17 protein-coding genes are annotated in these 14,549 nt (G+C 68.3%); 9 read left to right on the plus strand and 8 right to left on the minus strand.

Features of this window, described 5'->3' with window-relative positions; all coding sequences use genetic code 11:
* Nucleotides 1-9: 9 nt before the first annotated feature.
* Together AB0M59_RS36030 and AB0M59_RS36035 are read left to right on the plus strand one after the other, a co-directional pair.
* Nucleotides 10-756 (plus strand): hypothetical protein, encoded by a 747-nt coding sequence (locus AB0M59_RS36030; RefSeq protein WP_364624377.1) that lies wholly within the window; start codon nucleotides 10-12, stop codon nucleotides 754-756.
* Nucleotides 757-812: 56 nt separating this feature from the next.
* A complete protein-coding gene (locus tag AB0M59_RS36035; RefSeq protein WP_364624379.1) occupies nucleotides 813-1,211 on the plus strand; it encodes a hypothetical protein in 399 nt (132 codons plus the stop codon).
* Here AB0M59_RS36035 and AB0M59_RS36040 read toward each other — a convergent pair.
* Nucleotides 1,208-1,807, minus strand: coding sequence for a hypothetical protein (locus AB0M59_RS36040; protein WP_364624381.1), 600 nt, complete (start codon nucleotides 1,805-1,807; stop codon nucleotides 1,208-1,210). The genes AB0M59_RS36035 and AB0M59_RS36040 overlap by 4 nt on opposite strands.
* Before the next feature lie 25 nt (nucleotides 1,808-1,832).
* On the opposite strand from AB0M59_RS36040, the gene AB0M59_RS36045 reads away from it, so the two are divergent.
* Nucleotides 1,833-2,096: a hypothetical protein gene (locus tag AB0M59_RS36045; RefSeq protein WP_364624383.1), complete on the plus strand. Its 264-nt coding sequence runs from the start codon at nucleotides 1,833-1,835 to the stop codon at nucleotides 2,094-2,096.
* A 43-nt stretch (nucleotides 2,097-2,139) separates the two neighbouring features.
* Here AB0M59_RS36045 and AB0M59_RS36050 read toward each other — a convergent pair whose 3' ends face one another.
* On the minus strand, nucleotides 2,140-2,790 hold the full coding sequence (locus AB0M59_RS36050) for a helix-turn-helix domain-containing protein (RefSeq protein WP_364624385.1): 651 nt from the start codon (nucleotides 2,788-2,790) through the stop codon (nucleotides 2,140-2,142).
* A 179-nt stretch (nucleotides 2,791-2,969) separates the two neighbouring features.
* Between AB0M59_RS36050 and AB0M59_RS36055 the strand changes: the two genes are divergently transcribed.
* The 4 genes from AB0M59_RS36055 to AB0M59_RS36070 all read left to right on the plus strand — a co-directional run bounded on the left by AB0M59_RS36055 (nucleotide 2,970) and on the right by AB0M59_RS36070 (nucleotide 6,962).
* On the plus strand, nucleotides 2,970-4,193 hold the full coding sequence (locus AB0M59_RS36055) for a cytochrome P450 (protein ID WP_364624387.1): 1,224 nt from the start codon (nucleotides 2,970-2,972) through the stop codon (nucleotides 4,191-4,193).
* A gap of 13 nt (nucleotides 4,194-4,206) precedes the next feature.
* The gene (locus tag AB0M59_RS36060; RefSeq protein WP_364624389.1) at nucleotides 4,207-5,406 is read left to right on the plus strand and encodes a cytochrome P450; all 1,200 of its coding nucleotides are present in this window, start codon (nucleotides 4,207-4,209) and stop codon (nucleotides 5,404-5,406) included.
* A gap of 39 nt (nucleotides 5,407-5,445) precedes the next feature.
* Nucleotides 5,446-5,640, plus strand: a complete 195-nt coding sequence (locus AB0M59_RS36065; protein ID WP_285482497.1) for a ferredoxin — start codon at nucleotides 5,446-5,448, stop codon at nucleotides 5,638-5,640.
* Nucleotides 5,641-5,810: 170 nt separating this feature from the next.
* On the plus strand, nucleotides 5,811-6,962 hold the full coding sequence (locus AB0M59_RS36070) for an IS481 family transposase (RefSeq protein WP_364624391.1): 1,152 nt from the start codon (nucleotides 5,811-5,813) through the stop codon (nucleotides 6,960-6,962).
* A 75-nt stretch (nucleotides 6,963-7,037) separates the two neighbouring features.
* Here AB0M59_RS36070 and ugpC read toward each other — a convergent pair whose 3' ends face one another.
* From ugpC to AB0M59_RS36095, 5 genes are read right to left on the minus strand one after another with little or no spacing between them, the layout of a single operon-like run.
* On the minus strand, nucleotides 7,038-8,111 hold the full coding sequence (gene ugpC, locus AB0M59_RS36075; protein ID WP_364624393.1) for a sn-glycerol-3-phosphate ABC transporter ATP-binding protein UgpC: 1,074 nt from the start codon (nucleotides 8,109-8,111) through the stop codon (nucleotides 7,038-7,040).
* Nucleotides 8,112-8,113: 2 nt separating this feature from the next.
* Nucleotides 8,114-8,986: a carbohydrate ABC transporter permease gene (locus AB0M59_RS36080; RefSeq protein ID WP_364624395.1), complete on the minus strand. Its 873-nt coding sequence runs from the start codon at nucleotides 8,984-8,986 to the stop codon at nucleotides 8,114-8,116.
* Nucleotides 8,983-9,915, minus strand: a complete 933-nt coding sequence (locus tag AB0M59_RS36085; protein WP_364624397.1) for a sugar ABC transporter permease — start codon at nucleotides 9,913-9,915, stop codon at nucleotides 8,983-8,985. The genes AB0M59_RS36080 and AB0M59_RS36085 overlap by 4 nt, the downstream gene beginning before the upstream one ends.
* Nucleotides 9,915-11,249: a sugar ABC transporter substrate-binding protein gene (locus tag AB0M59_RS36090; protein ID WP_364624399.1), complete on the minus strand. Its 1,335-nt coding sequence runs from the start codon at nucleotides 11,247-11,249 to the stop codon at nucleotides 9,915-9,917. The genes AB0M59_RS36085 and AB0M59_RS36090 overlap by 1 nt, the downstream gene beginning before the upstream one ends.
* A complete protein-coding gene (locus AB0M59_RS36095; protein WP_364624401.1) occupies nucleotides 11,242-12,246 on the minus strand; it encodes a zinc-dependent alcohol dehydrogenase family protein in 1,005 nt (334 codons plus the stop codon). Before AB0M59_RS36095 ends, AB0M59_RS36090 begins: the two co-directional genes overlap by 8 nt.
* A 128-nt stretch (nucleotides 12,247-12,374) precedes the next feature.
* On the opposite strand from AB0M59_RS36095, the gene AB0M59_RS36100 reads away from it, so the two are divergent.
* Nucleotides 12,375-13,355: a sugar-binding domain-containing protein gene (locus AB0M59_RS36100; RefSeq protein WP_364624402.1), complete on the plus strand. Its 981-nt coding sequence runs from the start codon at nucleotides 12,375-12,377 to the stop codon at nucleotides 13,353-13,355.
* 276 nt (nucleotides 13,356-13,631) lie between these two features.
* Nucleotides 13,632-14,288: a hypothetical protein gene (locus AB0M59_RS36105; RefSeq protein WP_364624404.1), complete on the plus strand. Its 657-nt coding sequence runs from the start codon at nucleotides 13,632-13,634 to the stop codon at nucleotides 14,286-14,288.
* On the opposite strand, the gene AB0M59_RS36110 is transcribed toward AB0M59_RS36105, so the two are convergent.
* Nucleotides 14,194-14,517 carry a helix-turn-helix domain-containing protein gene (locus AB0M59_RS36110; RefSeq protein ID WP_364624406.1) on the minus strand — a complete coding sequence of 108 codons (324 nt, stop codon included), beginning with the start codon at nucleotides 14,515-14,517 and terminating at the stop codon, nucleotides 14,194-14,196. The genes AB0M59_RS36105 and AB0M59_RS36110 overlap by 95 nt on opposite strands.
* Nucleotides 14,518-14,549: the final 32 nt, after the last annotated feature.

Genomic DNA, 14,549 nt, shown 5'->3' on the forward strand with positions numbered 1-14,549 from the left:
CCCGAACCCTTGACGAGCACGGCGATCCAGCAGAGCACGGACACCTTTCACCAGCTGTCGCAAAAGATCCAGGAGTTCCTCGACAAGGTCAACGACACGCTGAGCTGGGTCCCCGGCTTCCTGTCCGACCTGATCGAGCCGATCAAGCAGGGCATGGCTTTCCTGCAGCAGAAAGCGAAGGAGTTCTGGGACCGGGTGAACCAGCTGATCGACCAGCCCGGCAGCCCCGACCGGCTCCACCAGGTGGCAGCCGATTGGGTGGACCGGGTCGGCAACGTGGTCGGCGACATCTCCGGTGACATCACGTTGGACAAGCTCCAAGCCAACCTGGACTGGGAGGGACGCGGCGCCGAAGCGTACAAAGCCACCGTTCCGCCTCAAGCGAGCGGACTCAACTCCGTCAAGGACCTCGCCAACCAGCTGCGGAGCTCGCTGGACAACCTGGCGAACGGCATCGAGACCTTCTGGGTGGCCATGGGTGTCGCCGGCGGCGTCTTCCTGGTCGGCGCGATCGGCGCGATCGCCGCGGCGTGCACCGTCGTCGGCATCCCGGCCGCGATCGCCGCGATCGCGACCGCCGCCGGCGTCGCCATCGGCCTGGTGACCACGGCCATCGTCTCGGTGATGTCGCTGGTGAACACCATCTCGACCGAGCAGAACACGATCGCGCAGAAGGTGCACGACCTCGGCGGCGAGTGGTCCAAGTCGAACGTCGGCGCGATGCAGGACAAGTCCGACTGGCACGTGATGCAGTGACCACTCCCCGCCCCGGTACCCGTGGATCCCTCGCGTTCCCGACGGGGATCGCCTCCGTGGTGGTCGCACCGCTGAGCTGGGTGGTGCTGGTCTGGCTGGGTGTGGCCGCGCCGCGGCACACCCATCCGCTCGTCTACTTCGGCTTCATCTTCCTCGGCGCGGGCGGCTTCGCCCTTCTGCTCTCGGGAGCCGGTGCGCTGACACTGCGCTCACGAGCCATCACCGGACAGCTGACGCCGTCGTTCGTCACCGGGATCCGGAACCTCGTGCTCGCCATGTGGTGGTGCGCAGTCATCGTCGACGTCCTCGGGTGCCTGATCGTTTTCGGGACCGCCGGACGTGGGGGCACAGCCCCGCTGCCATCCGGGATGACTGTCGCGACACCGGTCATCGCCGTTCTCACGCCGGCGCTGGCCGCGGCGACGTCGTTCTCCGTTCGGCGGCGGTACCGCTAGCTCATCGTCACCGAGAAGTCCGTCAGCGTGAACCTCGCCTTGCCGCCACCGGTCGAACAAAACTCGATGCCGTACCCGATCTGGTTGACCGTCGGATTGGGCGGGATCAGCCCCTTGCCGATCGCGTAGGCGATCATCGCCTTCAGGTCGAGACTCCCCGAGTACTGCGTCGCGCGCGAAACGAACGCCACGTACCCGTCGTCGTCCGCCCAGACGTCGTACGTCGCTCCGCCCGCCGTGTACGTCGCCAGCTTGTCGCCCGAGGGCTGCTGCTTCAGGTTCTCCGTCCACACCATCAACTCGCTGACGCCGGCCCCGTCGCCCACTCCGTTCAGCCACAGGTCGTACGCCACGTCGTAGATGCCCACGCCCGGGCCGCGGCCGGCGAACGTCGTCTTGATCACCGAATAGTCGTTGAACGGTTTTCCATTCTGGTCATTGATGTCCTTGTGCACGTTCGGATAGGTTTTCACCGACGTCGAATCGGGTTGGGTGGATTCGACGTACCAGTTGTCGTACGCGCACGCGCGCAGCGTTTCCGGGCCCGCCTCGTCCGCGTTCCACATGTTGTTGTGGACGTAGTAGCCACCGTCCAACCAGCCCCCGTCGGCGTCGGACGTCGTGAACTCGGGACTGCGGCAGCCGCGCACCGGCGTCGTCGACGGGGGCGTCGGAGTTGGTACCAGCGCACGGGAAGACGGCGTCGGGGCGGTCGAAGCAACAGACGCGGACGTCGTGCTCGGCGCCGTCGTCGAGGCGGGAACCGAGGCAGCCGGCGCCGCGGCGCCGCCGACCGGGCCGTCACCGCAGCCTGCGACCACCAAGAAGGGAATCGTCAACACCACGGCCAGCATTCTTCGTCGCATTTTCCCGCCCGCAACCTGAATTCGGCAGAACGAGGCGGAACCCTAACACGGAAACCAAAGAATCAGCTGTGCTCGTCGACGGGGTCCAGATCCTCCGCCGTGATCGGGCGCCCCGGCAGCGCCGTGCCCGGGCGCGCGCTGAGGCCGTCGATCATGATGCCGACGCAGCGGCGCGCCGCCATCTCGGCCACCTCCGGCACCTTCGCCCGCATCTGGCGGAGCAGCGTCGCGAACAGGATCGCGATGTCGCCCGCGCCGACGTCCGGGCGCAGCTTGCCCTCGGCCTGGGCGCCGCGGACGAAGTCGTCGAGGACCACCAGGATCTCGTCCCGCAGGCGCCGGACCTCCGGGTCGCCCTTCAGGATCACCAGCGCCCGGTGCGACACCATCGCCAGCTGGACGACCAGCTGCAGTTCGACCGACTGCCGCAGCAACCGCTCCAGCGCCCGCCACGACGACGTCTCCTCGGCGGCGATCGCGCGCGCGTCGATCAGCACCCGCTCGAAGTTGTCCATCGCGACCGCGCGGACCAGCGCGTCCCGGTCCGGGAACCGGCGGTACAGCGTCCCGACGCCGACGCCGGCCGCGCGGGCGATCTCCTCCATCGGCACCTCGGGACCGGAGGCGGCGAAGATGGTCCTCGCGGCGGCCAGGATCTGGTCGCGGTTGCGCCGCGCGTCCGCCCGCAGGGGGGTCTCGGGGTCTGCCGTCATGCCGTTCGCCTCTCGCTGGATCGCGCGGAGTGATTCTCGCATGGTCAGGCGGCCACACACTCGATCCGCAACGAGTCACCCGTTAGCTAGTGGACGACTTCCCTCCACTTCGGTACGTTGGATTGCAGAACCGGAATGTAATCCTCCGCATACTGTTAGTCCGTTTTAGGGGGCCCGAAATGACCGAAGTCGCTGATCCCACCACGAAGGGCGAGGTCTTCCCGCTCGAACGCACCTGCCCGTTCGCCCCGCCGGCGGCGTACGAGAAGCTGCGCGAAGCGGGGCCGGTCCAGCGCGTCGAGCTGCAGTCCGGCCAGGAGGCGTGGGCGATCACCCGGCTCGAGGACGTCCGGCAGATGCTCACCGACCCGCGGTTCAGCTCCGACCGGTTCAACCCCGGCTTCCCGTTCCTGACCAAGCAGGGCCGGCCGGTGCGGCGGACCAACTTCACCGTGTCGCTGATCAACATGGACCCGCCGCAGCACGGCGCGGCCCGCCGCGAGGTCGTGGGCGAGTTCACCGTCCGGCGGATGAAGGCCCTCGAGCCGCGCATCCAGCAGATCGTCGACGAGCACATCGACGCGATCCTGGCCGGCCCGAAGCCCGCCGACCTGGTCACCGCGCTGTCGCTGCCGGTGCCGTCGCTGGTCATCTGCGAGCTGCTCGGCGTGCCCTACGGCGACCACGAGTTCTTCCAGGTCCGCAGCTCGACCCTGCTCAACCGGGACGTCGAGCAGGACACCCGGATCAAGGCCGTCGACGAGCTGCAGGAGTACCTCGACCAGCTCGTCGCCAAGAAGGAGGCCGAGCCGACCGACGACCTGCTCGGCCGCCAGATCGTCAAGCAGCGCGAAGAGCACGGCGAAGCCGACCACGACTCGCTCGTGTCCCTGGCCTTCCTGCTGCTCATCGCCGGCCACGAGACGACGGCGAACATGATCTCGCTCGGCACCGTCGCGCTGCTGGAGAACCCGGACCAGCTCGAGCTCATCAAGAACGACCCCGGCAAGACGCTCGACGCCGTCGAGGAGCTGCTGCGGTACTTCACGATCGCCGAGTTCGCGACCTCGCGCGTCGCCACCGAAGACGTCGAGATCGGCGGCCAGCTGATCCGCGAAGGCGAGGGCGTGCTCGGCCTCAGCTACTCCGGCAACCGCGACGAGGCCGCGTTCGAGAACGCCGACGAGCTCGACCTCGAGCGCGGCGCGCGCCACCACGTCGCGTTCGGCTTCGGCCCGCACCAGTGCCTCGGCCAGAACCTGGCCCGGATGGAGCTGCAGATCGTCTTCGACACGCTCTTCCGCCGCATCCCGGAGCTGAAGCTGGCCGCACCGGTCGACCAGCTGCCGTTCAAGCACGACTCGTCGATCTTCGGCCTGTACTGCCTGCCCGTGACCTGGTGACAAGGGGGAAGTCATGACGACTGTCGAGAAGCACGAATTCCCGATGACGCGCACGTGCCCGTTCTCGCCGCCGCCGGCGTACGAGGAGATCCGCGAGGAGGACGCCGTCACGCGGGTCCGGCTGCCCGACGGCGGCCAGGCCTGGGTGGTCACCCGGCACGAAGACGTCCGGACCGTGCTGAACGACCGGCGGTTCAGCGCCGACCGGCAGCACCCCGACTTCCCGCAGCTGATCAAGGGCGGGTTCCGCCGGCAGGGCGACGAGCGCACCATGATCACCATGGACGCGCCCGAGCACGGGCCGGCCCGCAAGGCCGTGCTCGGCGAGTTCACCGTGCGCCGGATGGAGGCCCTGCGGCCGCGGATCCAGGAGATCGTGGACGGGCAGATCGACGCGCTGCTGGCCGGGCCGAAGCCCGGCGACCTGGTCGAGGCGCTGTCGCTGCCGGTGCCGTCGCTGGTGATCTGCGAGATGCTCGGCGTCCCGTACGCCGACCACGGCTTCTTCCAAGAGCACACGGCGAAGCTGATCAAGCGCTCGACGACGCCGGAGGAGCGGCGGGCGGCGTTCGACACCATCCGCGGCTACATGGAAGACCTCATCGCGAAGAAGGAGGAGAACCCGCCGGACGACCTGCTCGGGCGGCAGATCGTCAAGCTCCGCGAAGACGGCACCTACCGGCGTGCTTCGCTGGCCGCGACGGGGTTCCTGCTGCTGGTGGCCGGGCACGAGACGACGGCGAACATGATCTCGCTGTCCACGGTGGCGTTCCTGCAGAACCCGGAGCAGCTCGCCGCGATCAAGGCCGACCCGGGCAAGACGCTCGACGCCGTCGAGGAAATGCTGCGCTACTGGACGATCGTCGACGCGGCCACGGCACGCCTGTGCGTCGAAGACGTCGAGGTCGGCGGGCAGCTGATCCGCGCCGGGGAAGGCGTGCTGGCGCTGGGTTACGCGGCGAACCGCGACCCGCGGGCGTTCGAGAACGCCGACGAGCTGGACATCGAGCGCGGCGCGCGCCACCACGTCGCGTTCGGCTTCGGGCCGCACCAGTGCCTCGGCCAGAACCTGGCCCGGATGGAGCTGCAGATCGTGTTCGACACGCTCTTCCGGCGCATCCCGACGCTGGCGCTGGGCGCTTCGGTGGACGATCTGCCGTTCAAGGACGACGCGAACATCTACGGCCTGTACCGGCTGCCGGTGACCTGGTAGAGATCGACCGGACGGCCCTCCCACCACAGGAGAAGAACCATGAAGATCATCGCGGACACCGGCAAGTGCGTCGGCGCCGGTCAGTGCGTGCTCACCGAGCCCGAACTGTTCGACCAGAGCGAGGACGACGGCACGGTCATCGTCCTGAACGAGGAGCCCGAGGGCGCGCTGGTCGAGAAGGCCCGCGAAGCGGTGCACGTCTGCCCCAGCCAGGCCCTCTCCCTGCAGGAGTGAGTCTGCCGCGGCTGGTCGTGAGTGAGAAACAGGGTTAGAACACTGTGTTGAGTCTCAGGACATCGCCGACAGTTGATGTCTCAGGACATCGCGGACACTGACCGGCCTGTCGACGTAATGACCAGGGCCTATGTGGTGATCATGCGTCGATGGGCAGAGCAGGGTTTTCGATGGATCCTGAGTTCGTCGCCGCGATCGCCCGGGTCGCTCACGGCGAGAAGATCAACGTGGCACAGTTCTGCCACCAACACGGCCTATCCCGAGGCACCTTCTACAAATACCTCAACCGGTTCCGCACCGAAGGCGCCGACGGCTTCACCCGCCGCAGCACCGCCCCACACCACCACCCGACCGCTCTGGGCGCACCGGTGGCCGAGGCGGTGCTGCGGGCCCGCAAAGAACTCGCCGACGAAGGCCTCGACAACGGCCCCATCTCCATCCGCTGGCGACTCGAAGACACCGGGCAACTGCCGTTGCCCTCCCGCGCCTCGATCCACCGCATCCTGCGCGACCACGGCCAGATCGTGGCCCAGCCACGCAAGAGACCGAAAACCCGACGCAGGTTCGAATACACCGACCCCAACGGCTGCTGGCAGATCGACGACATGGAGCACTACCTCGCCGACGGCACCAAAGTCTGCATCATCCAGATCCTCGACGACCACTCCCGCCTCGACGTCGGGACCTACGCCGCGACCGGCGAAACCACCGCCGCCACCTGGGCCGCGCTGCAACAGGCCTTCGCCGGGCACGGCCTGCCCGTCCGGCTGCTGTCGGACAACGGGCTGGCCTTCACCGGCAAACACCGCGGCCGGATGGTCGAACTCGAACGCCACCTCGCCGAACTGGGCATCACCAGCATCGCCGCCACCCCACACCACCCCCAAACCTGCGGCAAAGACGAACGCGCCCACCAGACCCTGCAGAAATGGCTCGCCGCCCGACCACCCGCCGAAACCCTCGCCGAGCTGCAAAAACTTCTCGACGAATACCGGCAGATCTACAACCACCGCCGCCACCAAAGCCTCACAGGGCAGACACCCCAGCAGCGCTACAACGCCCGCCCTAAAGCCGTTCCCGCCACCGGTCCTCGCCGGCACAGCGGCATGGCCACCCGACCCGTCTCGGCCACCGGCGTGATCGCGTTCTCCGGCTGCTCCATCGTCCTCGGCCGCGCCTGGGCCCACCGCACCGCCACCGTCTACTGGCAAGGCGACCGGGTCACCGTCATGATCGACGACACGGTCGCCCGCCAGCTCACGCTAGACAGATCGGTACGCTACCAACGCCTCACCAACCAGAAACTGTCCGAGAAGTCCTGAGACATATCTGTCTGTGAGGTCCTGAGACAGCACACAGGGTTAGAACACTGTTTCTCACTCACGACCGGTCTGGGCCTACCCGAGCCGGAGCGTCGTCTCCGGGTTGAAGGCGTGGGTCTCGCCTTCGCCGCGCAAGCCCACCCGGACGTTGTCGCCCATCCGGGGCGGCGTGCGGCCGTCGACACGGACGACGAAGCGGTCGTCGCCCACCTTGCCGTGCAGGTACGCGTCCGCGCCCAGTTCCTCGACCAGCTCCACCACCAGCTCGAAGCCGCCCTCGGACACCAGCTCCAGCGACTCCGGGCGGACGCCGAAGACCACCTCACGCAAGTCCCCCGCGGCGGACAGCACCGACCTCGGCAGCGGCAGGTCGACGTCACCCAGACGAACGCCGGAGTCGGTCAGCGGCAGCGTCGCCAAGTTCATCGCCGGGGAGCCGATGAAGCCGGCCACGAACGAGTTCGTCGGGTTCTCGTACAGCTCCCGCGGGGACGCGCACTGCTGCAGGACGCCGTCCTTGAGCACCGCCACCCGGTCGCCCATCGTCATCGCCTCGACCTGGTCGTGCGTGACGTAGATGGTCGTCGTGCCCAGGCGCTGCTGCAGCTTCGCGATGTTCGCGCGGGTCTCCACCCGCAGCTTCGCGTCCAGGTTGGACAGCGGCTCGTCCATCAGGAACACGCTCGGCTCGCGCACGATCGCCCGGCCCATCGCGACGCGCTGCCGCTGCCCGCCGGACAACGCCTTCGGCTTGCGGTCCAGGAACTTCGAGAGATCCAGCATCTTGGCGGCCTCGGCCACCTTCGCGTCGATGTCCGCTTTGGACAATCCGCGCAGCTTCAGCGCGAAGCCCATGTTGTCCGCCACCGTCATGTGCGGGTACAGCGCGTAGGACTGGAACACCATCGCGATGTCCCGATCCTTCGGCGGCAGGTTGGTGACGTCGCGGTCGCCGATGTGGATGGCGCCCTCGTCGATGTCCTCCAGCCCCGCGAGCATCCGCAGCGCCGTCGACTTGCCCGAGCCCGACGGCCCGACCAAGACCAGGAACTCGCCGTCCGGCACCGTGAGGTCGAACCGGTCGACCGCCTTCACCGCGTGCGCACCGGGGTAGATCCGCGACGCCTGTTCGTAACTGACAGCTGCCATGACTACTTCACCGCTCCCATCGACAGACCCCGGACGAGGTGGTTCTGCGCGATCCAGCCGACGATCATCACCGGCAGCGAAGCCAGCAGCGCGGCGGCGGAAAGCTGGGCCCAGTACAGGCCCTCACTGGTGATGAACCCGACGAGGAAGACCGGCACGGTGCCGGCGCGCGCCGCCGTCAGGTTGACCGCGTAGAAGAACTCGGTCCAGGAGAAGATGACGCAGATCAGCGCGGTCGCCGCGATCCCGGGCGCGACCACCGGCATGATGATCTTGCGCAGCAGCGTCGGCAGGTTCGCGCCGTCGATCCGACCGGCCTCGATCATCTCGTGCGGCACTTCCAGGAAGAACGACCGCATCATCCAGATGGCCAGCGGCAGGTTCATCGACGTGTACAGGACGACCAGGGCCCACACCGTGTCCAGCAGCTCGGTGTTCTGGGAGATGATGTACAGCGGGATGATCGCCGCCACGATCGGCAGCATCTTCGTCGAGAGGAAGAAGCCGAGCGCGTTCGACGTCTTCTTCACCGGCGCGAGCGACAGCGCGTACGCCGCCGGGATGCCGAGCAGCAGCACCAGCAGCGTCGAGAGCACCGTGACGAACGCGGAGTTCGACACGTAGGGCAGGAATCCGCCCTTCAGCACGTTCGCGATCTGGTCGAACGTCGGGCTGAAGAACAGCTTCGGCGGGTCGGTGTAGGCGTCGGCTTCCTGCTTGAACGCCGTGAGGATCATCCACAGCAGCGGGAAGACGAACAGGATCGCGATGATCCAGGTGACGGCCGTGAGCACACCGGGGCCGGCCTTGCGCTTCGGCTTGCGTGCCGGAGGGGCGGTGGTGGCCGCCGACGGACGCGTCTCGAGGGTGGTCATTTGATGCCTCCGTCCACCGAGAACGTGCGGAACATCAAGCGCAGTGCGAAGGTCGCGACGATCATCGTCAGGATCACGACGATCACGCCCATGGCGGACGACTGGCCGACGTCGAAGCCTTCGAACGCGCGCTGGTAGATGTAGTACGGCAGGTTGGTGCTGGCCACGCCCGGACCGCCCTGCGTCATCAGGAAGATCGCGTCGAAGCTGTTCACGATGTAGATCGCGCCCAGCAGCGTCGCCAGCTGCAGGAACCGGGACAGGTGCGGCAGCGTGATCGAGGCGAACGTGCGCCACCGGCTCGCACCGTCCACGGAGGCCGCTTCGAGCACCTCCTTGGACTGGCTCTGCAGGCCGGCCAGGATGAGCAGCATCATGAACGGCGTCCACTGCCACACGATCTGCGCCATCACCGACGCCAGCGGGAACTGCGAAAGCCAATCGGTGTCGGTGCCGAAGACGAAGTGCAGCAACCCGTAGGTCGGGTCGAACACCGTCGTCTTCCACAGCAGCGCGCCGGCCGCCGGCAGGATCAGGAACGGCGTGATCAGCAGCGTCCGGACGACGCCGCGGCCGAAGAACTTCCGGTCGAGCAGGATCGCCAGGCCGAGGCCCAGCAGCAGCGCGACCAGCACGCACACCACGGTCAGCAGCACCGTGTTGAGCAGCGCGACCAGGAACGTCGTGTCGCTGAAGACGTCGATGTAGTTGTCGAGGCCGACGAAGTGCCGCGAGCCCGGCCGGACCAAGTTCCACGACTGGAACGAGTAGAAAACGGTGAGCAGGAACGGCAGCTGCGTCACCGCGATGACGAAGATCAGCGCGGGCAGCAGCGGCAGGCGCCGCTTGGCCGCGGTGCTCAGGCCTTTCTTCTCCTCGGCCTTCGCGTGCGTCTGGGACTTGGGCGTGTCTACGGAGAGCGTGGACATCACTGCACCGCCTTGTAGGAGTCGCCCACGGTCTGGGCGTAGTCCTGGGACTGCTTCAGGGCGTCGTCTACCGACTCGCGGCCGGCGATCGCCGCCGACAGCTGCTGGCTCACCCGGGTGCCCAGGTCCTGGAACTCGGGGATGCCGACGAACTGGATGCCGGGGTAGGGCACCGGGTTCGCCATGGCCTTCTGCTGGTTCGCGTCCGCGATGCCGTCCAAAGTCGGCTTCGCGTAGGCCTGCGCGGCCTTGGCGTAGTCCGGGATGTCGTACGTGGACTGGCGCACGCCCGGCGGGACGCGGTTCCAGCCGTAGGTCGTCCCGACCTTCTGCACGTACGCCTTGTCGGTCATCCAGGCCATGAACTTCCAGGCCGCGTCCTTGTCCTTGGCGACCTTCGGGATGCCGAGCGCCCAGGTGTAGAGCCAGCCGCTGGCCTGCGTCTTGACGACCGGGGCCGGCGCGTAACCCGACTTGCCGACGATCTTGCTGCTCGACGGGTCCTCGTTGGTGCCCGCCATGACCGTGGCGTCGTACCACATCGCCGCGTTGCCCTGCGTGTAGCGCGTGCCGCACTCGGAGAACCCGGCGCTGGAGGCGCCGACCTCGCCGTGGTCGCGGATCAGGTTGACGTAGAAGTTCGCGGCTTCCTTGAACTCCGGCGACGTCAGCTTGGCGTTCCAGTCCTTGTCGAACCACTGCGCGCCGAAGGTGTTGGCCACCGTGGTGAACGGCGCGAGGCTCTCGCCCCAGCCGGGCTTGCCGCGCAGGCAGATGCCGGCGACGCCGTTGGCCTTGTCGTCGAGCTTCGCGGCGTAGTCGGCGATCTGCTGCCAGGTCGGCTTGGCCGGCATGCTGATCCCGGCCTTGTCGAAGAGGTCCTTGCGGTAGGCCAGGAACGACGACTCGCCGTAGAACGGCACCGCGTACATCTGGTTCTGGTACGACAGCGACTGCTTGATGCTGGGGATGAAGTCGCCTTCGTCGTAGCCCGGAGTGGCCGCCATGTGCGGCTCGAGGTTCTCGAGCCAGCCGTTGGCCGCCCACTGCGGGGCCTCGTAGTTGCTGATCATGACGACGTCGAACTCGCCGCCCTCGGTGGCGGTCGACGCGGTGATCTTGGCGCGGGCCTGGTTCTCCGGGAGCGAGACGAACTTCAGGTTGATGCCCGTGGCCTTCTCGAACTCCGGCGCGAGGGAGATCGCGTCCTTCATCTGCGGGTTGGACACGATCGCGATGACGAGGGTGCTTCCGCCGGTGCCGACCGAGCCGGCCCCGGCGCAGCCGGTGGCCAGCAAGGACGTCGCGGCGAAGAGGGTGAGGAGCTTACGCACGGCCGCCTCCCGGGAGTACCTGGACCTTCAGGCCCGAGCCGCTGCGCATCTTGGCGAGCGCCTCGGGGTACTGCTCCAGCGGCAGCGTGTCCGTGAGCAGCGAGCCGGTGTCGATCGCGCCGTTGCCGACGAGGTCGAGCGCCGTGCCGAAGCTGTGCAGCACGGCCATCGAGCCGACGATGGTGATTTCGTCGTTGTAGATGCGGAACGGCGAAAGCGCGACGCGGGCTTCCGCCGGTGCGACACCGAAGACGAGCAGCCGGCCGCCGCGGCGGATCGAGTCGAACGCGGCTTCGATGGCGGGGGCGGCGCCGGTGCAGTCCACGGCGACGTCGAACTTCTCGCCGTTCAGCTCACCGACATCCGACGCGGTGGCGACGGCGCCGAGGCTGGTGGCCCTCGGCAGCCGGGCCTCGTTGCGGTCGACGACCGTGACCTGCGCGCCGGAACGCTGCAGCAGCTGCTGCATGATCAGGCCCATGGTGCCGGCGCCGACCACGAGGAAGCGCTCTCCGGCTTCGACCCCGACGCGGCGCACGCCGTGCACCGCGCAGGAGACGGGCTCGACCAGCGCGCCCTGTTCCCAGGTCATCGAGTCGGGCATGCGGTAGCAGGTGGACGACGGGACGGCGACGTACTCGGCGAAGGCGCCGTTGACGGTGTCGCCGGTGGCGCCCCAGTTCGCGCAGAGGTTGCCGTGGCCGGCGCGGCACGGGCCGCAGTAGCCGCAGAACAGGGACGGGTCGACGGCGACGCGGTCGCCGACCTTCCACTCGCCCGGCACGTCCGCGCCGAGCTCGACGATCTCCCCGGCGAACTCGTGCCCGGGGACGATGGGATACGGCGTGGGCGGGAAGTGCCCGTCCGCGATGTGCAGGTCGGTCCCGCAGATCCCGCACGCTCCGACCTTGACGACGACCTGGCGTTCTCCGGGTTTCGGATCGGGCACCTCGCCGACCCTGATCTCACCGGGCCGGTCGACGATGGCGGCACGCATGCCTTGCCCCTTTCTCGCGCTCATATGAGCAGCGGTGACCTATGGCGTCGAGAACATGTGAAGGCATTACAGGACTGACCTCGGTGTTACGTCAACCTTTCGGGCAGATTTCGGGCTATAGTGCTCATATGAGCGCGTCCAAGAAGTCGCCGTCGCTGACCGAAGCGATGCAGCTGGCCACCATCGCCCGGCGCTTCTACGTGCAGGGACGCTCCAAGCTGGAGATCGCCGACGAGTTCGGCGTCAGCCGGTTCAAGGTGGCTCGCATGCTCGACACGGCCATGGAGTCCGGCCTGGTGAGAGTGGAGTTCTCGCTGCCCGCACCGGTGGACCTCGCGCTGTCGGACGAGGTCCGTTCGGCCTACGGCCTGAAGCAGGCGCTGGTGCTCGAACGCTCACCCGAGCGCGAACCACGGGAGGTCGTCCGGGCCAAGATCGGGACGCTGGCGGCCCGGTTGCTGGAGGAGATCGTCCGCCCGACCGACGTCGTCGGGCTCTCGTGGGCGCGGTCGGTGAACGCGATGACCGAGGCGATCCGGGCGCTGCCGCGGTGCCCGATCGTCCAGCTCTGCGGCGTGCAGGCCGGGATGGACATGCGCGGCCGCTCGGTGGAGACGGTCAGCCGCGTGACGGCGGTGTCCGGCGGCGACGCGTACCCGATCTTCGGCCCGCTGGTGCTGCCGGACCGCCGGACCACGGAGACGCTGCGGCGCCAGCCGGGCATCGCGGAGACGTTCGGGCAGTTCCGCCACCTGACCAAGGCGGTGGTCAGCATCGGCGCGTGGCAGCCGGGCGAGTCGACGGTGTACGACGCCCTGGACGAGGCCGAGCGGGCGGCGATCGCGGCCCGCGGCGCGACGGCGGAGGTCGCGGCACGGCTGTTCGACGCTTCCGGAAACGCTTTGTCGACGGGCTTGGCGCACCACGTGCTGGCGATCAGCCACGAGGAGCTGACGGCGGTACCGGAGGTGATCGCCCTGGGCTACAGCCGGCCGAAAGCGGCGGCGGTGGACGCGGTCCTGCGGTCCGGCATGGTCTCGACCCTGATCACCGACGCGGCCGCCGCGGTCCCGCTACTGGCCCTGGCAGCCAAAAACCCGCCGCACTGACCGTGATGCGCCGCCAATCACGCGAGATGCCCGCTCAATCACGCGAGATGCCCGTCCCATCACGCCAGTTCCGGCTTCAATCACGCCAGTTCCGGCTTCAATCACGCGAGTTCCGTCGCTGATCACGCGAGTTCCGGGTTCCGGCCCTACTCCCCCGGCGGTACGACCCGTCCGGTGCCGTACTCCGGCGGGTGCAGCCGGCGCCACCCCGGCTCCGGGACGAAACCCGGGTCGCGCCCGATGTGCCGTCGCGGCCGCTCGGCGAGCCTGGACCGCGTGAAGACTTCTCCCCGTTGGCGCCAAGCCGTCGTCTGGCTGCACGTCGTTTCGTCCGTCGCCTGGATGAGCCAGGCCCTTGCCCTCGTCGTGCTGATGTCCCTCGCCGTCACGACGCCGAACGCGGCCGCGACGTCGATGGCCGACCGGCTCGACTCCGTCCTGCTCGCGCCGATGGCGAACGTCTCCGCGTTCACCGGCCTTCTCCTCGCCGGGGCGACCGCGTGGGGCTACTTCCGGCACTGGTGGGTGCTGACGAAGTTCGTCCTGACCTTCGTCCAGCTCTACGCGGGGATCTTCCTGCTTTCCCCCGCGCTGCGGGAGTCCGCGGACACCGCCACGGCCACGGGGACGCAGATCATCGGCGCGTCGCTGATGGCGAGCGCGCTGTCGTTCCAGGCGTGGCTCTCGATCGCGAAGCCGGGGAAGAAGACGTCGTGGTCCCCGGCCGCGAAGCCGCCGACCGCGCCGGCCTGGGTGTTCACCGCCGGGATCGCCGCGCCCGTGGTCGACGTCGTCGCGGGAATCCTCGTCGGCTACCCGCTGCCCGCGTTGTCCCTGGTCATGCTGATCGTGCTCGGTCTTGAGCGGCGACGACGTCGTCGCCGTGCTCGGCGGCCCACTGCCCGAACCCCTCGATCGGCCCCAGCAACGTGATCCCCAGCGGCGTCAGCGCGTACGCCACTTCGCGACGTTCGACGAGACCGTCGAACTCCAGGCGCCGCAAGGTTTCCGTGAGCACCTTCGCGCTGATCCCGCCGATCGTGCGCCGGAGGTCGACGTGCCGGCGGGGGCCGTCGCGCAGGGCCCACACCACCACGGGGTTCCAGGTGTTGGCGACCAGGTCGAAGGCGAGCCGCGTCCGGCAGTCGGCGAGGAAGTCCATGGTTACTGTTCGGTTCCTTCCCGGGTCCCTAC

Source organism: Amycolatopsis sp. NPDC051371 (genome assembly GCF_040682155.1).
Lineage (GTDB): Bacteria > Actinomycetota > Actinomycetes > Mycobacteriales > Pseudonocardiaceae > Amycolatopsis.